We start from the raw sequence: 18,726 nt of genomic DNA on the forward strand, positions 1-18,726 counted from the left end.
TGTCCGAGGGGGATGCATGGCCACTGTCGAACTCCGCTTCAGCCCTCTGCCCGAGCACGTCAGGACGGCCCGCCTGGTGGCGGCCGCCGTGGCGCGCAGGGCGGGCGTGGACGAGGCCGTGCTCGACGAGGTCAGGCTCGCCGTCGGTGAGGCCTGCAGCCGCGCCGTGGGGCTGCACCAGAGCAGCGGCATCACGTCGCCGGTGCGGGTGGCCCTGATCGAGGAGGAGAAGCAGTTCTCCATCGAGGTCGGGGACGAGGCGCCGCGCACGGTGCACCCGTCGTCCGCGGCCGGTGCGGGCGACGATCTGGAGGCCGAGGGTGAGGACGAGATGGGACTCGCCGTCATCAGCGGGCTCGTGGACGACGTCGAGGTGACCGCGGAGGCGGACGGCGGACTCATTCGGATGAGTTGGCCGACGCTGCCGGCGACGCTTCCCTAGTTTTTCTCGATCTCCTAGATCTTTTGAGGGGCCCTGTTGCCCTGTTGGCCCTGTTCACCTGCCGGTGAACAGGGCCTTTTCTGTTTCTCCTGAGGTCGATCAAGAAATGCGGAGATCGTTGATCTCCGTTAATGCCCCGAGGGTATTAGCCATTCCTCTGTGGTCGCCCGCCCGGGGTTCACCGAACATTTGCTGGGTAGGAAACAATTCCGTTTGCCGCGCCCTGTTTTGATCAGGGTCCGCTCCCTACAATCCGTCCACATCTTGAGCTCAGCCCAAGCGTCAAGGAGGACGAATGGCGGAGCCCTCTACCCCTGCTACGTTCGCAGCCGCAGTTCTCACGGACGACAACAGACTCATCGTCGTCGTGATCGCCGTCGTCGCGCTGGCGGCGCTCGCCGTCGCCGGAGTCCTGGTGCGCCAGGTACTCGCGGCCGGCGAGGGAACCGAGTCCATGAAGAAGATCGCGGCGGCGGTCCAGGAAGGCGCGAAAGCCTATCTGGGACGGCAGCTGCGCACGCTCGGCGTATTCGCCGTCGTCGTGTTCTTCCTGCTCATGCTGCTTCCGGCGGACGACTGGAATCAGCGTGCGGGACGGTCGATCTTCTTCTTGATCGGCGCATTGTTCTCGGCCGTCACCGGCTATATCGGAATGTGGCTCGCGGTGCGCAGCAATGTGCGCGTCGCCGCTGCCGCACGGGAAGCGACTCCGGCGGAAGGCGAGCCGGAAAAGGATCTCACCGCTGTTTCGCACCACGCCATGAAGATCGCTTTCCGTACGGGCGGCGTCGTCGGCATGTTCACGGTGGGACTCGGTCTGCTCGGTGCCTCCTGCGTCGTGCTGGTCTACGCGGCCGACGCGCCCAAGGTCCTGGAGGGCTTCGGGCTCGGCGCCGCGCTGATCGCGATGTTCATGCGTGTCGGAGGCGGTATCTTCACCAAGGCCGCCGACGTCGGCGCCGACCTGGTCGGCAAGGTCGAGAAGGGCATTCCGGAGGACGATCCGCGCAATGCCGCGACCATCGCCGACAACGTGGGCGACAACGTCGGAGACTGCGCGGGAATGGCCGCCGACCTCTTCGAGTCGTACGCCGTGACGCTGGTCGCCGCGCTGATCCTCGGCAAGGCGGCCTTCGGCGACGCCGGTCTGGCGTTCCCGCTGATCGTCCCGGCCATCGGTGTCATCACGGCGATGATCGGCATCTTCGCCGTCGCGCCGCGGCGCTCGGACCGCAGCGGCATGAGCGCCATCAACCGCGGCTTCTTCATCTCCGCGGTGATCTCGATCGTGCTGGTGGCCGTCGCCGTCTTCACGTATCTGCCGGGGACGTACGCCGATCTGGACGGCGTCACCGACGGGGCGATCAGCGGCAAGGACGGCGACCCGCGGGTCCTCGCGGTCGTCGCCGTGGCCATCGGCATCGTCCTTGCGGCCCTCATCCAGCAGCTCACCGGCTACTTCACCGAGACGACCCGGCGCCCGGTCAAGGACATCGGCAAGGCCTCTCTGACGGGCCCCGCGACCGTGGTGCTCGCCGGTATCTCCATCGGCCTGGAGTCGGCCGTCTACACGGCGGTGCTGATCGGGCTCGGTGTGTACGGGGCGTTCCTGCTCGGCGGTACGTCGATCATGCTGGCCCTGTTCGCGGTCGCCCTGGCCGGTACGGGGCTGCTCACCACGGTCGGCGTCATCGTCGCCATGGACACCTTCGGGCCGGTCTCCGACAACGCGCAGGGCATCGCCGAGATGTCCGGCGACGTCGAGGGCGCGGGCGCGCAGGTGCTCACCGACCTGGACGCCGTCGGCAACACGACGAAGGCCATCACCAAGGGCATCGCCATCGCGACCGCCGTGCTCGCGGCCGCCGCGCTGTTCGGCTCGTACCGGGACGCGATCGTCACGGCGGCCGAGGACGTCGGCGAGAAGGTCGGCGAGGGCGGCCCGATGAACCTGGTGATGGACATCTCGCAGCCCAACAACCTGGTGGGGCTCATCGCCGGAGCCGCGGTGGTGTTCCTCTTCTCCGGGCTCGCCATCAACGCCGTGTCGCGGTCCGCGGGTTCGGTGGTCTACGAGGTGCGCAGGCAGTTCCGCGAACGCCCCGGGATCATGGACTACACGGAGCAGCCGGAGTACGGGCGCGTCGTCGACATCTGCACGAAGGACGCGCTCAGGGAGCTCGCCACGCCCGGCCTGCTCGCCGTCATGGCGCCGATCGCGGTCGGCTTCACGCTCGGTGTGGGCGCCCTGGGCGCCTATCTGGCGGGCGCCATCGGCACCGGCACGTTGATGGCCGTCTTCCTCGCCAACTCCGGTGGCGCGTGGGACAACGCGAAGAAGCTGGTGGAGGACGGGCACCACGGCGGGAAGGGGAGCGAGGCGCACGAGGCCACCATCATCGGTGACACCGTCGGCGACCCCTTCAAGGACACCGCCGGGCCCGCCATCAACCCGCTGCTGAAGGTGATGAACCTCGTGGCGCTGCTGATCGCGCCCGCGATCGTCCAGTTCAGCTACGGGGACGACGCGAGCGTGGGGGTGCGGATCGCGGCGGCCGTCGTGGCGCTCGCCGTGATCGTCGGCGCTGTGTACATGTCCAAGCGGCGCGGCATCGCCGTCGGCGGTGACGAGGACAGCGACGCGGGCGGCTCCGGTGGGGTGCCGAAGCAAGCGGATCCGGCGGTGGTGTCGACGTCCGGTACGTAGCCGGTATGTAGAACGTCCCGTGCGTCGGCAAGGTTCCCGATAGCAGCAACAGGTGGGCGGACAGCGTCTTTTGACGGACTGTCCGCCCACTCGTCTGTTCTGGCGTACTTTTCCCTGGGCATCCGGTGTGGATCGTTCCGGTTCCCGTGGGCTCTCAGTGAGCCTTATCTCTCTTGGTGCAAATGGCTGCTAAAGGTCAATAAAGTGGTCGTACAGGACACCCGGCGTGCGATTGTCGTGTGCGTGGCGTGTAAGTTCCGGGGCCGAGAGCCATGGAAGGGACCAATCCGGTGAACAAGAAGCTTGCTGCCGCACTGTCCGGCGGTGCGGTACTGGTACTGGCGTTGTCGGGCTGCAGCGACGACAGCAACGAGAAGCTGGACTCCTGGGCGAAGCAGGTCTGCGACAAGGTTCAGGCGCAGGCGAAGAAGATCGAGGCCGCGAACACCGCCATCCAGAAGGAGACCTCGGACAACAGCGAACCCGAGCAGGTCCAGAAGACCGACTCGCAGGCGTTCCAGGACATGTCCGACGCGTACAAGGCGATCGGTGACGCGGTCGACAAGGCGGGGGCTCCGCCGGTCGACGGTGGCGAGAAGAAGCAGCAGAACGCCGTCAAGGAGCTCGACAAGATCTCGACGTCGTACGCCGACCTCAAGAAGAAGGTCGACAAGCTTGACACGGACGACCAGGCGAAGTTCGCCGAGGGTCTCAAGGACATCGCCGGGGAGCTGGACACGCTCAGCCAGGACGGCAGCGATGCGCTGAAGAACCTTGAGGAGGGGGACGTGGGGAAGGCGATGGCGAAGCAGGAGAGCTGCAAGAGCGCTTCCGCTACGCCTTCGGGTTCCTAGGTCTTACGGTTCGTTTCGCGCCTCCGGGGTTGCGCCATCGTGCGCTGCGCCGGGGGCGCTGTCGTGTTCTCGGCGGGCCGCGCCGTGGACCCGCCCACGGGGCTCCGCCCCGGACCCCGCTCCTCAATCGCCGGAGGGGCTCCAAAAAACCGGACCCGGCTTCTCAATCGCCGGAGGGCTCCAAGAAACGCAATCGGCGGAGGGGGTGGTGAGGGCGTCACAATGGTGGGGTGAGTGCTGAAGCTGATCTGCTGCCTGTCGTCGACCGTTCCGATGTTGCCCAGTCGCTGCGCGATGCTCTGCTCGGAGCGGAGTTCACCGCCGATGGGCTGCTCGAACTGCTCGGGGCGTCCGCCTACGCGGCGCTCGCGCGCAGCGAGACCGTGCCCGCCCTGCGTGCCACGCGCGGCGAGCGGCCCCTGGAGACGCTCGTACGGCTGTTCCTGTTGCAGCAGCCCGCGACGCGGGAGCGGGTCGCCGAGGTGCTGCCGCTCGACGCGTGCCTGGAGAGCGGGTGGCTGCGGGCCGTCGGCGCGGACGAGGTCGCGGCGAGCGTCGACGTTCGCCCGTACGGCGGGCCCGAGGGCGAGGACTGGTTCATCGTGTCCGACCTCGGGTGCGCGGTCGGGGGAGCCGGAGGCATCGGCAGCCGCGAGGAGGGGGTCGTGCTCGGTGTCGGCGGGGCGTCCACCACGCTCGCCGGGATCACCGTGCGGACGCCCGTCGACTCCGCCCTCGACCTCGGCACCGGCTCCGGGATCCAGGCGCTGCACGCGGCGCGCCACGCCACCCGGGTCACCGCGACCGACCTCAACCCGCGCGCGCTGCACATGACCGCGCTGACCCTCGCGCTGTCCGGCGTGCACAGCGCCGACCTGCGGGAAGGGTCGCTGTACGAGCCCGTGGGCGAGGAGACGTACGACCTGGTCGTGTCCAACCCGCCGTTCGTGATCTCGCCCGGGGCCCGACTCACGTACCGGGACGGCGGGATGAGCGGGGACGATCTGTGCCGCGCGGTCGTTCAGGGGGCAGGGGAGCACCTGAACGACGGGGGGTACGCGCAGTTCCTGGCCAACTGGCAGCACGTGGAGGGGGAGGAGTGGACCGAGCGGCTGCGCTCCTGGGTGCCGCGCGGCTGTGACGCCTGGATCGTGCAGCGCGAGGTGCAGGACATCGCGCAGTACGCCGAGTTGTGGCTGCGCGACGCCGGTGACCACCGCGGCGACCCGGCCGCGTACGCGGCCCTGTACGACGCGTGGCTCGACGAGTTCGAGGCGCGCAAGGTGCGGGCCGTCGGGTTCGGTTGGATCACGCTGAGGAAGACGGCTGCGGACGAGCCGTCGATCGTCGTCGAGGAGTGGCCGCACCCCGTCGAGCAGCCGCTCGGCGACACCGTGCGGGCGCACTTCGAGCGGGTCGACTGGCTGCGCGGGCACGACGACGCGGCGCTGCTCGGCGCGCACTTCAAGCTGGCCGGTGAGGTCGTGCAGGAGCAGGTCGGGCTGCCGGGCGCCGAGGACCCGGAGCACGTCGTGCTGCGGCAGGGGCGCGGGATGCGGCGTGCGACCAAGGTGGACACGGTCGGTGCCGGGTTCGCGGGCGTGTGCGACGGGTCGCTGAGCGCCGGCACGATCCTGGACGCCATCGCCCAACTCATGGGCGAGGATCCCGTGTTGCTGCGCGACCGCACTCCGGCGCAGATCCGCACGCTGGTGGAGCAGGGCTTCCTGGAGCCGTTCACGCCCGCGGACTGAACGCGCGCGGGGCCCGCGTCGAACCGGCCAACCGGGATTCCCCTTGTGGCGTACGGGAGTTCATCCGGGGTTCGACTGTCCGTGTCAGCGTCACCCGCCTGGGTACCGGAAGGGGCCCGACGGCGGGAGGCAAGCGATGGAGAGTGTTCCTGCGCTGTTCGCGGGCGCGGTGTTCGGGTTGTTCGGAGCGGGCCTGCTGACGTGGACCGGGGCGCGCGCCGCGCACCGGGCGCCGGTGGCGTACGGCGTGCGCCCCGTGGCGGCGGCCGTGGTCGCGGGGGTGGCCGGGGCCGGGGCCCTGGCGCTCGCGGTGTGGTGCTTCGGCCAGATCTAGGGCCGGGCCGTACGGTGCGCAGGCGACTCAGAGCGCGTTGCGCAGCACCGTCCACCCCACGGCCGCGGCGAGGATCGCCGCCGCCCCGCGCGCACCGATCCGCGGCGACCAACGGCGGCCGCGCAGCCCCTCGTAGGCCCAACGCGCCAGCAGGGCGGCGGCGAAGGGCGCGGCGAGCAGCAGCGCGCGGTTGTCGTGCCAGGCCGTGCCGTACTGGCCGTGCATCAGGTCGTACGCCATCCGCGTTCCGCCGCATGCCGGGCAGAGCAGGCCCGTGGCGGCGCGGAAGGGGCAGCCGGGCAGGAGGTGGCCCGGCTCGTGCGGGTTCGTGCCGTACAGGTACGCCGCGGCCGCCGCGCCCGCGGCGAGCACCCCGAGCGGGGCGGCCGCGGGGGAGCCGAGTGCGGCTCCGAGGCGGGTGGTGGGGGACGCGGCGCGGGGCACGGGTCAGGAGTTCCGCAGGATGCGGCCCTGTGCGTCGGTGGCGTTGTCGGAGGCGAGCATGACGATGCCGTCGATCAGGCCCCAGATGCTGCCGAAGCCGCAGGTCACGAGGGACACGATGAGCTGGCCGACGGCGAGCCCGGTGTGCCCGGTGTAGAAGCGGCCCGCGCCGAACGTGCCGAGGAAGATGCCGAGCAGACCCGCGGCGAGCTTGGTCTTGTCCGAGTACGGACGGCCGTACATGTCGTAGCCGTAGGGAGCGGCCGGGTCGTAGCCGTACGGCATGCCCATGCCGGGGGCGCCCATGCCCGGTCCCATGCCCGGTCCGCCCGTGCCGGGGCCGCCCATTCCCGGGCCGGGCGGGGGCGGCGGGTAGGCGCCGTCGCCGGCCGGGGCGGAGCCGGGGTAGGGGTAGCCGTAACCGGGCTGGCCGGGCTGGCCCTGCGGCTGGCCGGGAGGGGGCGGGGGCGTGCCGTAGCCGGGCCCCGAGCCCTGCTGCGGGTAGCCGTAGGGGCCGGCGCCCGGCTGGGTCGGCTGGTCCGAGGGGGACTGGCCGTACGGGTTCCCGCCCGACGGGTCCTTGGAGGGCGGGCCGTACGGATTGCTGTCGGACATTCGGGAAGCTCCTGGGTCGGTGTTGCCTCGGGGACGAGCCGGAGGCTCCCCGCGGGCTCCCCCAGCCACTCGCCATCTTGTCAGGGACGGACAAAACCGGGCCCCGGAGGGCCACGGGACCGCGTCTCCACCGGGACGTTCGCCCTTGGAGCGTGGCACACGAGCCGCCGCGCGGGTACCCGGAGGCCCTGCCTCCGTCGGCACGGCCCTCGTCGGTCCGGGGGCAGGATCACGAGGAGTCGGGTTACCGTTCCGAGTGGCTGCTGCGTGCTTTTCCCGTTTGACACACCGGCGGGAGGTACCGTCACACTCCGCAGCAGTGCCGCGAAATCGGCACGATCCCGCGGGAGCCAGCCAGCGAGCACGCCTGAGCAGACCACCGTCAAGGCCCCGAACCGCCGACCGGAGAGAAGAGCGAAGTTGTCCCCGACCAGCGAGACCGCACAGGGCGGCCGCCGACTCGTCATCGTCGAGTCGCCCGCCAAGGCGAAGACGATCAAGGGCTATCTCGGCCCTGGGTACGTCGTCGAAGCGAGCGTCGGGCACATCCGCGACCTCCCGAACGGCGCGGCCGAAGTGCCGGACAAGTACACCGGCGAGGTGCGCCGCCTGGGCGTGGACGTCGAGCACGACTTCCAGCCCATCTATGTCGTGAACAGCGACAAGAAGGCGCAGGTCAAGAAGCTCAAGGACCTCATGAAGGAGTCCGACGAGCTCTTCCTCGCCACCGATGAGGACCGCGAGGGCGAGGCCATCGCGTGGCACCTCCAGGAAGTCCTCAAGCCGAAGATCCCGGTCCACCGGATGGTCTTCCACGAGATCACCAAGGACGCGATCCGGTCCGCCGTCGCGAACCCCCGTGAGCTGAACAAGAAGCTGGTCGACGCCCAGGAGACCCGCCGCATCCTCGACCGTCTGTACGGTTACGAGGTCTCGCCGGTCCTGTGGAAGAAGGTCATGCCGAGGCTCTCGGCGGGCCGCGTCCAGTCCGTCGCCACCCGCCTCGTCGTCGAACGCGAGCGCGACCGCATCGCCTTCCGTTCGGCCGAGTACTGGGACCTGACCGGCACGTTCGGCACCGGCCGCGCCGGTGACCCGTCCGACCCGTCGTCGCTGACCGCCCGGCTCTCCGCCGTCGACGGCAAGCGCATTGCGCAGGGCCGCGACTTCGACTCGCTCGGTCAGCTGAAGGCCGGTTCGGCGAACACGCTGCACCTGGACGAGGCGAACGCGCGGGCGCTCGCCGCCGCCCTGGAGGACACGCGGTTCTCCGTCCGCTCGGTCGAGTCCAAGCCGTACCGCCGCTCGCCGTACGCCCCGTTCCGTACGACGACGATGCAGCAGGAGGCCTCGCGCAAGCTCGGCTTCGGCGCCAAGGCCACCATGCAGGTGGCGCAGAAGCTGTACGAGAACGGCTTCATCACCTACATGCGTACGGACTCCACGACCCTGTCGGACACGGCCGTCGCGGCCGCCCGTTCGCAGGTCACGCAGTTGTACGGCAGCGACTACCTGCCGGACAGGCCGCGTACGTACGCCGGCAAGGTCAAGAACGCGCAGGAGGCGCACGAGGCGATCCGTCCGTCGGGCGACCGCTTCCGCACGCCCGCCGAGACCGGCCTGACCGGCGACCAGTTCAAGCTGTACGAGCTGATCTGGAAGCGCACCGTCGCCTCCCAGATGAAGGACGCCGTCGGCAACAGCGTCACCGTGAAGATCGGTGGCACCTCCGCCGACGGCCGTGACGCCGAGTTCAGCGCGTCCGGCAAGACGATCACCTTCCACGGCTTCCTGAAGGCCTACGTGGAGGGCGCCGACGACCCGAACGCGGAGCTGGACGACCGCGAGCGCCGCCTTCCGCAGGTCGCCGAGGGAGACCCGCTGTCCGCCGAGGAGCTCTCGGTCGACGGCCACGCCACCAAGCCGCCCGCGCGCTACACCGAGGCCTCGCTCGTCAAGGAGCTCGAAGAGCGCGAGATCGGCCGTCCGTCCACGTACGCGTCCATCATCGGGACGATCCTGGACCGCGGTTACGTCTTCAAGAAGGGGACGGCCCTCGTGCCCTCCTTCTTGTCGTTCGCCGTCGTCAACCTGCTGGAGAAGCACTTCGGCCGGCTCGTCGACTACAGCTTCACCGCCTCCATGGAGGACGACCTCGACCGCATCGCGCGCGGTGAGGCGCAGGCCGTGCCGTGGCTGCGGCGCTTCTACTTCGGTGAGGGTTCGGACGGCCAGGGCGGCGCCGCGGACGCCGGGAACGGCGACGGGGACCACCTCGGCGGCCTCAAGGAGCTCGTGACCGACCTGGGCGCGATCGACGCCCGCGAGGTCTCGTCGTTCCCCGTGGGCAACGACATCGTGCTGCGCGTCGGCCGCTACGGCCCGTACATCGAGCGCGGCGAGCGCGACTCCGAGAACCACCAGCGCGCCGACGTCCCCGAGGACCTCGCCCCCGACGAGCTGTCGGTCGAGTACGCGGAGGAGCTGCTCGCCAAGCCGAGCGGCGACTTCGAGCTGGGCGCCGACCCGGAGACCGGGCGTCAGATCATCGCCAAGGACGGCCGTTACGGGCCGTACGTCACCGAGGTGCTCCCCGAGGGCACCCCGAAGACCGGCAAGAACGCGGTGAAGCCGCGCACGGCCTCGCTCTTCAAGTCCATGGCGCTCGACACGGTGACGCTGGCCGACGCCCTGAAGCTGATGTCGCTGCCGCGCGTCGTCGGCCAGGACGCCGAGGGCGTCGACATCACCGCGCAGAACGGCCGGTACGGCCCGTACCTGAAGAAGGGCACGGACTCGCGCTCCCTGGAGACCGAGGACCAGATCTTCAACATCACGCTCGAAGAGGCCCTGGAGATCTACTCCAAGCCGAAGCAGCGCGGGCGCGCGGCCGCCAAGCCGCCGCTGAAGGAGCTCGGTACGGACCCGGTCAGCGAGAAGCCCGTCGTGGTGAAGGACGGCCGCTTCGGCCCGTACGTCACCGACGGCGAGACCAACGCGACGCTGCGGTCGGCGGACTCCGTGGAGGAGATCACGCCCGAGCGCGGGTTCGAACTGCTCGCGGAGAAGCGGGCGAAGGGCCCCGCCAAGAAGAAGACCGCCAAGAAGGCCCCGGCCAAGAAGGCGCCCGCGAAGAAGACCGCCGCGAAGAAGACGACGGCGGCCAAGAAGACGACGGCGGCGAAGAAGACGGCCGCCAAGAAGACGACCACGGCGAAGAAGACCACCGCCGCGGCGAAGAAGGCGGCTCCGGCCGAGTAGTCGACCTTTGGGTGAGCCGCCTTTGGGTGAGCCGCCGTGCGCCGCGGTACGCGGCAGTACGCACTCGTTCCCCATTCCGCGCCTCCCTCCGGAGGGCGGGGTGGGGAACACTTCTTCGGTGTGTCGGTGGGGCCCGATAGGCTGGACGAATGACCCGTGCCGAGCAGCCAACGGACCCCAACACGGCCCCAGACGACGCCCTGGTCGCGGACTCCCGGGAGCGAGCCGTGCGCGCTCTGTTGCGCGTACCGCAGCTGAAAAGGTTGTGGTCGGCGCAGCTTGTCGGCGGAGTCGGCGATGTGATCGCGCTGCTGGTGCTGGTGGTGCTCGCCGTCCAGGCGGCCATCCCCGAGGAGTCGTTCGGCGGCGGATACCGGGGCGTGGCCTTCGCCGTCGCCGCCGTGTTCGGCGCGCGCATCCTGTCGACGCTGCTGTTCGGCGCCGTCCTGCTCGGACCGCTCACCTCGCTGACGACGCCCGGCGGGCCGCTCGACCGGCGCTGGACCATGGTCGGCGCCGACGGCGTGCGCGCCGCGCTGCTGATCGTCGCCCCCCTGTGGATCGACTGGGTGCCGGACAACGCGCTGGCGATGCTCCTCGTGACGGCCTTCGTCATCGGGGTCGCCGAGCGGTTCTGGACCGTCGCCAAGGAGAGCGCGGCGCCCTCGCTGCTGCCCGCGCCGCCGATCGAGGGCGCGGCCGTACGACCGCTGCCCGACCACATGGACGCCCTGCGCCGCCTGTCGCTGCGCACCGGCTTCGTCGCGATCCCACTGGGCGCCGCGGCGCTCGTCGTCGTGACGCTGGTGCAGAACCTGATCGGTGCGGGCGTCGACTGGTTCGCCTCGCACCAGGTGGCGCTGTCGTCCTACGTGGGGGCGGGTCTCTTCGCCGCCTCCCTGTCGGTCGTGTTCTTCCTTGAGCTGCCCGACACGCAGACCCCGCGCGCGCGGTCCCCGCTGGAGGGGCTGCGCCGGCCCAGCACCGGCGGGGGCGTCGACAAGGGGCGTACGGGCGCGATCCGGCTGCTCGTGCTCGCCTGCGCCGGTGTCGCCGGAGCGATCTCGGCGGCCGTCGCCGTGGCCGTGCTGCACGCCAAGGACCTGGGCGGTGGCCCGGTCACGTTCGGCCTGCTCGTGCTCGGCGTGACCGGCGGCACCGTCGTCGGCATCCGTACGGCGCCCAAGGTGCTGCCGACGCTCTCGCGGCGTCGCCTCTTCGCGCTGGCCATCGCGTTCACCGGGATCGGGCTGCTCGCGGCCGGCCTGGTGCCCGACGTGACGAGCGTGATCCTCATCCTGACGCTCGCCGGCGTCACCGCGGGCATCGCGGCGAACACCGGGCACGCGCTGCTCGACCAGGAGACCGAGGACTTCCGGCGGGCCCGGACGACCGAACACCTCCAGGCCGTCGTACGGGTGGCCGTCGCGCTCGGCGCCCTGCTCGCGCCGGTCCTGGCCGCGCTGATCGGACCGCACCACCTGGAGAGCGGCAAGTTCGTCTTCGCGCACGGCGGCGCCGCGTTCACGCTGATGCTGGTGGGCGCGCTGCTGCTGCCCGTCGCCGCGCTGGTGCTCGCCAAGGCCGACGACCGCAGCGGGGTGCCGCTGCGGCACGACCTGCGGGACGCGCTGCTCGGCGGCAACGACCCGGTGCAGGCCCCGGCCGCGACCGGCTTCTTCATCGCCCTGGAGGGCGGCGACGGCGCGGGCAAGTCGACGCAGGCCGAGGCGCTCGCGGAGTGGATCCGCGGCAAGGGGCACGAGGTCGTCGTCACGCGTGAGCCGGGCGCGACGCCGGTCGGCAAGCGGCTGAGGTCGATCCTGCTGGACGTGTCGTCGGCCGGTCTGTCGCACCGCGCGGAGGCGCTGCTGTACGCCGCCGACCGCGCGGAGCACGTCGACACGGTCGTGCGCCCGGCGCTCGAACGCGGCGCCGTGGTCATCTCCGACCGCTACATCGACTCGTCCGTCGCCTACCAGGGCGCCGGCCGCGACCTGTCGCCGACCGAGGTCGCCCGCATCAACCGGTGGGCCACGAGCGGCCTCGTACCGAACCTGACCGTGCTGCTCGACGTCGACCCGGAGGCCGCGCGCGAGCGGTTCACGGAGGCGCCGGACCGGCTCGAGTCGGAGCCGATGGAGTTCCACGCGCGCGTACGGTCCGGTTTCCTGACGCTGGCCGCGGGCGACCCCGGCCGCTACTTGGTGGTGGACGCGGGCCAGGAGCCCGAGTCGGTGACGACGGTGATCCGCCACCGCCTGGACGTCCTCCTGCCGCTCTCCGAGGCCGAGATCAAGGCGCAGGAGGAGGCCCGCAAGGCCGCCGAGGAAGAGGCGCGCCGCAAGGCCGAGGAAGAGGCCGCCCGCAAGGCGGAGGAGGAGCGCCTGGAGCGGGAGCGCCAGGAGCAGCTCGCCAAGCTCCGCGCCGAGGAGGAGGAGCGCAAGCGCCGCGAGCTGGAGGAGGCGCAGCGCCTGGAGGCCGAGCGGCAGGCCGAGGAGGCCCGGCAGCGCGCCGAGGAGGAGCGCCGCAGGGCCGAGGAGGAGCGGGCCCGCCGCCAGGCCGAGGAGGAGGCGCGCGCCGCCGAGCAGGCGCGGCTGCGCAAGCAGGCCGAGGAGGAGGCGCGGCTGCGGGCCGAGGCCGAGGCGCGGCGCCTGGAGAAGCAGCGCAAGGCCGAGGAGGCCCTGCTGCGCGCGGAGGAGGCGCGTCGCCTCGCGGCGCAGGCCGCGGAGCAGGCGCAGCGCAGTGCGCCGACGACGAATCTGCGCAAGGTGGAGTTGCCGAGCGAGTCGCTGCGCGGAACTTCCGGTGAGGCGTCGGGCAGGGCTTCCGACGAGGCGCCGGTCGACAACGAGACGACCGTGCCGACGCCGATCGTCGACTTCACGAAGGCGCCGGAGCCGGGTTCGAAGGCGGGGCCGGAGTCGGGTTCGGACGCCGAGGAGACGGCGGTGCTGCCGCAGACGGGTGGCTCCGACGCGGACTCCGACGCGACCACGGTGCTGCCGCAGGTGCGGGACGACGTGCGGGACGCCGAGGAGACGACGCAGCTGCCGCAGCACGTGCCGGGGGCGGCGGACGAGACGGCGGTGCTGCCGCAGGTGTCGGACGAGCGGGATCCCGCGGACCGGGTGCCGCGGGGGTACTTCCGCGACGAGCGGCCCGCGGGCGGGCGTGCGGAGGGGCCGAACCCCAACGAACGTACGGCCGAGCTGCCGCAGGTCGACGAGAACGGCAGGCCGCGGCGGCCCCGGCCCGACTGGGCGGAGGAGACGCCGCTGGACGACCTGCCGTCGCTGGCGGACGAGTTGCTCGGTGGGCGTGAGGACGAGGACGACCGGGGCGGGCGCCGCCGGTAGGCGTCCGCCTGGACCCTGACCCCGTGTGCCCGCCACGTTCGTCGTGGCGGGCACACGGGGTTCTTGCGCCGAACCGTGGCGGGCCCCCGCCCAAGGCGCTGCCCGCACCGGGGTGCCGCCTTGCCCACCCTGCCGCCCTTGGCGGCAGATTGCCCAAGGCGGGGTGCGGCCACCTCGGGCCTTCGCGGCGTTCGGGCAGCGAAGGCGAGGGTCTCTCACGGTGGGGTGTGGGGCTTTCAAGCCCCTGCGGCGATTGAGCAGCGGGGTGAGGGGCGGAGCCCCGGGCTTTTGGACCGGCGGCGAATGGGCAGCGTGGCGTGGGGGTGGGCGGGGTTGTCAGTGGGGGGCGGCACAATGGCTGGTGGTAGGTGAGAAGGGGTGGTGGTCGTATGGCCGTGTGGGATGACCTCGTGGGTCAGGAACGCGTCATCGCGTCGCTGGACGCGGCCGCGCGGGACGCCGACGCCCTGGTGACGGCAGCCGCCACCGACACCCCGCCCCCCGCCGCATCGAAGATGACCCACGCGTGGCTGTTCACCGGCCCCCCGGGCGCGGGCCGCGAGACCGCCGCCCGCGCGTTCGCCGCCGCCCTCCAGTGCGTCAGCCCCGACCGCGCACTGGGCGGAGCCCCCGGCTGCGGATTCTGCGACGGCTGCCACACCGCCCTCCTCGGCACCCACGCCGACGTCTCGACGGTCGCCGCGGTCGGCACCCAGATCCGCGTCGACGACATGCGCGACACGGTCCGCAAGTCGTACACCGCACCCGCGGGCGGCCGCTGGCAGGTGATCCTCGTGGAGGACGCCGAGCGGCTCAACGAGAAATCGGCGAACGCGGTCCTGAAGGCGGTGGAGGAACCCGCCGCGCGCACCGTGTGGCTGCTGTGCGCCCCCTCCGTGGAGGACGTACTGCCGACGATCCGCTCCCGCTGCCGCCTCCTCACCCTGAGCACGCCCGCCGTCTCCGCCGTCGCCGACATGCTCGTACGGCGCGACGGCATCGAGCCCGACGTCGCCGCCGCCGTCTCCCGCGCCACGCAGGGCCACATCGACCGGGCCCGCCGCCTGGCCACGGACCCGCGCGCGCGGGAACGCCGGGCCGCCGTCCTGAAGGTGCCGCTGCGCGTCGAGGAGATCGGCGGCTGCCTGAAGGCGGCGCAGGATCTGGTGGACGCGGCCGCCGAGGACTCCAAGCAGCTCGCCGAGGAGGTCGACGCGAAGGAGACGGAGGAGCTGAAGGCGGCGCTCGGCGCGCAGAGCGGCGGGCGGATGCCGCGCGGCACGGCCGGGGTCATGAAGGACCTGGAGGACATGCAGAAGCGGCGGCGCACGCGTTCGCAGCGTGACAGCCTCGACCTGGCCCTCACCGAACTGACGGGTGTCTACCGCGACGTGCTCGCGATGCAGCTGGGGTCGCGGGTGGAGCTGGCCAACACCGAGATCCAGGACACGCTGGAGCGCCTGGCCCGGAACACCTCGCCCGAGTCGACGCTGCGCAGGATCGAGGCGATCGGCGCGTGCCGGGTGGCGCTGGACGGGAACGTGGCGCCGCTGCTGGCCGTGGAGGCGATGACGGTGGCGCTGCGCTCGGGGTGACCCCGGAGACCCGGGAAGGAGCCCCACACCCTCCGCTTACGTAATGTGACCGGAATCGAGCGGAGCGTTACGCTCGCCCGATGGACTTCAGGCGCCTCCCCCTCCCCCCACGCCGCCGACCCGCCGTCCTCGCCGTCGCCGCCGGACTGGCCCTCGCCGCCATCTCCGCGTGCGCGTCGGGGAGTTCAGGTACGACGGAGGCCTCGCTCGCCGCGCTGCCGCGGGCGACGCCGGCCGACTTGGCCCCGTACTACGAGCAGTCCTTGAAGTGGCGCGACTGCGGAGTGCCCGGTTTCGAGTGCGCCACGCTCAAGGCGCCGCTCGACTACGACAAGCCGTCCGCGGGCGACATCGACCTCGCGGTCTCCCGGAAGAAGGCCACGGGCCCCGGCAAGCGCCTCGGCTCGCTCCTGGTCAACCCGGGCGGCCCCGGCGGCTCCGCGATCGGCTACCTCCAGTCGTACGCGGGCATCGGCTACCCGGAGAAGGTCCGGGCCCGCTACGACATGGTGGCCGTCGACCCGCGCGGTGTGGCCCGCAGCGAGCCGGTGACCTGCCTCGACGGCAAGCGGATGGACGCGTACACGCAGACCGACGTCACTCCGGACGACGGCGGCGAGCAGAGTGACCTCACCGCCGCCTACCAGCGGTTCGGCGCCGGCTGCGAGTCGAAGGACCGTACGTCCGCCCGCGTCCTGCCGCACGTCTCCACGGTCGAGTCGGCCCGCGACATGGACCTCGTGCGCGCGGCGGTCGGCGACGAGAAGCTGAACTACGTGGGTGCCTCGTACGGGACGTTCCTGGGCGCGACGTACGCGGGGCTGTACCCGGAGCGGGCCGGGCGGCTCGTCCTCGACGGCGCGATGGATCCGTCGCTGTCCGCGCGCGAGCTGAACGAGCAGCAGACCGCCGGCTTCGACACCGCGTTCAGGTCCTTCGCGAAGGACTGCGCGAAACGTTCCGACTGCCCCCTCGGCACCGGTGACCCCGACGCGTCCGGCAAGCGCCTCAAGGACTTCTTCACCACCCTCGACCGCGCCCCGATCGCCACCGGCGACCCGCAGGGCCGCAAGCTGGGCGAGGCCCTCGCCACGACCGGAGTGATCGCCGCGATGTACGACGAGGGGGCGTGGCCGCAGTTGCGCGAGGCCCTCACCTCCGCGATGAAGAAGAAGGACGGCGCGAGCCTGCTCGCGCTCTCCGACAGCTACTACGAGCGCGACCCCGACGGCTCGTACTCGAACATGATGTTCGCCAACGCGGCCGTGAACTGTCTCGACCAGCCCCCGTCCTTCACCTCGCCCGCGGAGGTCGAGAAGGCGCTCCCCGACTTCGAGAAGGCCTCCCCGGTCTTCGGCGAGGGCCTCGCCTGGTCCTCCCTGAACTGCGGCTACTGGCCGGTGAAGCCGACGGGCAAGCCCCAGCGCATCACGGCCGACGGCGCCGCCCCGATCGTCGTGGTCGGCACCACCCGCGACCCGGCCACCCCGTACCGCTGGGCCAGGTCCCTCGCCGCCCAGCTCTCCTCCGGCCGCCTCCTCACCTACGACGGCGACGGCCACACGGCGTACGGCCGCGGCAGCGACTGCATCGACACCGCGATCGACGACTACCTCCTGACCGGAACCCCTCCGACCGACGGAAAGCGCTGCTCGTAGTGCGTGTCCCCTGGCCACAAACCCTGTACGGAGCACCCCCGCGGAGCGTGTAGGATTGGCGACGTTGCTGACGCACTCCGGTGCGCGCGGCGGCGCCGCCTTAGCTCAGATGGCCAGAGCAACGCACTCGTAATGCGTAGGTCTCGGGTTCGAATCCCGAAGGCGGCTCAGACTGAAACCCCGGTTCGGATCTCATTCCGAACCGGGGTTTTGTCGTACCTGCCTCGTGGGCGGGAGCGGCGTGATTCCGATCGATACGGGGTGTCTGGGTGAGCGGGGAGCGGGCCGTGGTTGTGGGGTTTGTGCGGGCGGGGAGGTTTGTGGCGGGTGTGGTTCCTGTTGCTCTCGTGGCGTTGAGTGCCGCGTGGCTTTTCCTGGGGGCGACGGGGGTGCGGGGTGCCGTCGTGTGGTGTGCGGTGGGGCTGCTCGGGGTCTGCGTGGTGGTGCTCGGTGTGGTGGTGGTTCGGGGGGGGGGGGGGGGGGGGGGGGTCCGGCGGGGGAGTTATCGGCGGGCTGTGGTCGCTGCTTCGGAGGCGGCGGGGCCCGGTGACGCGGTGCCGGGGGTGCTTGGTGGTGCGGGCTGGATGTCGGTGCGGGTTGTCGCGGTGCTGGTGGGCGTTCCGGCGTTGTTGGCGCTCTGGGCGGCGGTGGGGGTCGCCGACGCGCGGGGTGCGGGCGTGAGTGCCGTGCTGGCCGAGGAGGGTGCGGTCGTCGAGCGGCTTCCGATCGCGCGGATCGAGAACGAGGTCGCGGAGGGATCCAGCCCTCGTGCCGACGCCACGGCCGACTTCACCGTTGTGCTGCCCTCGGTGAGTGGCGGGGACGGGGTGCCCGCGACGTTCGAGGCGTCCACCAATCGGCGCCAGGAGGTCGGCGGCGAGCTGTACGTGGCGTACGTTCCCGAGCGGCCCGAGTTGGGGGCCGTCGGTGACGATCAGCGCGCGGACGTGGAGCGGCAGCTGGCCGGGCGGGCCGTGGAGGTCGGCACCGTGTGGGTGATCGCGGGGTTGTGGGTGCTGGTGACGCTCGCTCTGGTCGCCGGCTGGTGGGTGACCGGCTCCACCCGCCGGGGCGCCCGCACCGTCGGACCCGAGTGGCTGGCCCTGCGGGTCACCGTCACCGGCGCGGGCGAGCACGTCGACGCCCCGCCGGGCGACGGCGACGAGCGCAAGCAGCGGGAGAACACCCGGCGGCTGAAGGGGCTGGTGCTCCAGGGCCGGGACACGGAGCTCCCGTTCCACTCCCAGATGTCCAGCGAGGCCGCCGGGCACGCCCTGCGCGGCAGCCACGGCTGGCTGCTGTGGAATCCGGGCCGTCGCCGTGGCCGCGACATCCAGGCCGACCTCGTCGGCGACGACGGCTGGCAGTTGCCCGGGGCGGTTCCGGTCGCGGTGGCCGAGCGCGTCGTCAAGGCGGGGCAGACGCAGCCTGCCCGGCCCGACCCGCAACGCCGGGTCCGCCTCCTCGACCTCGGCGGAGGCTGGCTCACGACGGCCTCGCTGCCGGTCGTGGCGGCCTGGATGGTCGCGCTCGGCTGTCTGGTGGCGCTGCTTGTGCTGCCGGACCTCGGAGGCTGGCGCCCGTGGATCGCCGCGGCGGGGCTGCTGGCCCCCGTGCTCGGCTTCGCCGTGCAAGGGACGGCTCGCGAAGACGGTGGTGAGAACGGTGGTGAGAACGGTGGTGAGAACGGTGGTGAGAGCTGA

The 18,726-nt window shown here is 71.6% G+C and carries 12 protein-coding genes and 1 tRNA gene; 11 read left to right on the top strand and 2 right to left on the bottom strand.

The genetic code is table 11. From position 1 onward, the window contains the following. Positions 1-16 precede the first annotated feature (16 nt). From ACYBSK_RS01475 to ACYBSK_RS01495, 5 genes are all read left to right on the top strand, one after another. Positions 17-442, top strand: coding sequence for an ATP-binding protein (locus ACYBSK_RS01475; protein WP_457474987.1), 426 nt, complete (start codon positions 17-19; stop codon positions 440-442). A gap of 295 nt (positions 443-737) precedes the next feature. Next, positions 738-3,149 (top strand): sodium-translocating pyrophosphatase, encoded by a 2,412-nt coding sequence (locus tag ACYBSK_RS01480; protein ID WP_460244911.1) that lies wholly within the window; start codon positions 738-740, stop codon positions 3,147-3,149. Positions 3,150-3,421: 272 nt separating this feature from the next. Further along, positions 3,422-4,003 (top strand): small secreted protein, encoded by a 582-nt coding sequence (locus ACYBSK_RS01485; RefSeq protein WP_457474989.1) that lies wholly within the window; start codon positions 3,422-3,424, stop codon positions 4,001-4,003. Positions 4,004-4,233: 230 nt separating this feature from the next. Next, positions 4,234-5,757, top strand: coding sequence for a DUF7059 domain-containing protein (locus tag ACYBSK_RS01490; protein ID WP_460244912.1), 1,524 nt, complete (start codon positions 4,234-4,236; stop codon positions 5,755-5,757). Between the two features lie 136 nt (positions 5,758-5,893). Continuing rightward, the gene (locus ACYBSK_RS01495) at positions 5,894-6,091 is read left to right on the top strand and encodes a hypothetical protein (protein ID WP_460244913.1); all 198 of its coding nucleotides are present in this window, start codon (positions 5,894-5,896) and stop codon (positions 6,089-6,091) included. Between the two features lie 27 nt (positions 6,092-6,118). Here the strand turns inward: ACYBSK_RS01495 and ACYBSK_RS01500 are convergent, their stop codons facing one another. Continuing rightward, positions 6,119-6,535, bottom strand: coding sequence for a DUF2752 domain-containing protein (locus tag ACYBSK_RS01500; protein ID WP_460244914.1), 417 nt, complete (start codon positions 6,533-6,535; stop codon positions 6,119-6,121). A 3-nt stretch (positions 6,536-6,538) separates the two neighbouring features. Then, positions 6,539-7,150, bottom strand: coding sequence for a TM2 domain-containing protein (locus ACYBSK_RS01505; RefSeq protein ID WP_460244915.1), 612 nt, complete (start codon positions 7,148-7,150; stop codon positions 6,539-6,541). 420 nt (positions 7,151-7,570) lie between these two features. On the opposite strand from ACYBSK_RS01505, the gene topA reads away from it, so the two are divergent. From topA to ACYBSK_RS01535, 6 genes are all read left to right on the top strand, one after another. Then, entirely contained in the window at positions 7,571-10,411 is a 2,841-nt protein-coding gene (topA, locus tag ACYBSK_RS01510) for a type I DNA topoisomerase (protein WP_457474994.1), read from the top strand. Between the two features lie 149 nt (positions 10,412-10,560). Continuing rightward, positions 10,561-13,770 (top strand): dTMP kinase, encoded by a 3,210-nt coding sequence (gene tmk / locus ACYBSK_RS01515; RefSeq protein ID WP_460244916.1) that lies wholly within the window; start codon positions 10,561-10,563, stop codon positions 13,768-13,770. Positions 13,771-14,159: 389 nt separating this feature from the next. Then, a complete protein-coding gene (locus ACYBSK_RS01520; protein ID WP_457474996.1) occupies positions 14,160-15,365 on the top strand; it encodes a DNA polymerase III subunit delta' in 1,206 nt (401 codons plus the stop codon). A gap of 80 nt (positions 15,366-15,445) precedes the next feature. Then, positions 15,446-17,023 carry an alpha/beta hydrolase gene (locus tag ACYBSK_RS01525; protein ID WP_457474997.1) on the top strand — a complete coding sequence of 526 codons (1,578 nt, stop codon included), beginning with the start codon at positions 15,446-15,448 and terminating at the stop codon, positions 17,021-17,023. A gap of 94 nt (positions 17,024-17,117) precedes the next feature. Then, positions 17,118-17,191: transfer RNA gene (locus ACYBSK_RS01530), tRNA-Thr, on the top strand. A 347-nt stretch (positions 17,192-17,538) separates the two neighbouring features. Then, entirely contained in the window at positions 17,539-18,726 is a 1,188-nt protein-coding gene (locus tag ACYBSK_RS01535; protein ID WP_460244917.1) for a hypothetical protein, read from the top strand.

Source organism: Streptomyces sp. BYX5S (genome assembly GCF_054724165.1).

What these genes read in the sequence shown, in the direction of transcription:
- ACYBSK_RS01520 (WP_457474996.1), top strand. Translation starts at nt 14,160, where the DNA reads ATGGCCGTGTGGGATGACCTCGTGGGTCAGGAACGCGTCATCGCGTCG.
- ACYBSK_RS01525 (WP_457474997.1), top strand. Translation starts at nt 15,446, where the DNA reads ATGGACTTCAGGCGCCTCCCCCTCCCCCCACGCCGCCGACCCGCCGTC.
- tmk (WP_460244916.1), top strand. Translation starts at nt 10,561, where the DNA reads ATGACCCGTGCCGAGCAGCCAACGGACCCCAACACGGCCCCAGACGAC.
- ACYBSK_RS01480 (WP_460244911.1), top strand. Translation starts at nt 738, where the DNA reads ATGGCGGAGCCCTCTACCCCTGCTACGTTCGCAGCCGCAGTTCTCACG.
- ACYBSK_RS01505 (WP_460244915.1), bottom strand. Translation starts at nt 7,150, where the DNA reads ATGTCCGACAGCAATCCGTACGGCCCGCCCTCCAAGGACCCGTCGGGC.
- ACYBSK_RS01485 (WP_457474989.1), top strand. Translation starts at nt 3,422, where the DNA reads ATGGAAGGGACCAATCCGGTGAACAAGAAGCTTGCTGCCGCACTGTCC.
- ACYBSK_RS01495 (WP_460244913.1), top strand. Translation starts at nt 5,894, where the DNA reads ATGGAGAGTGTTCCTGCGCTGTTCGCGGGCGCGGTGTTCGGGTTGTTC.
- ACYBSK_RS01475 (WP_457474987.1), top strand. Translation starts at nt 17, where the DNA reads ATGGCCACTGTCGAACTCCGCTTCAGCCCTCTGCCCGAGCACGTCAGG.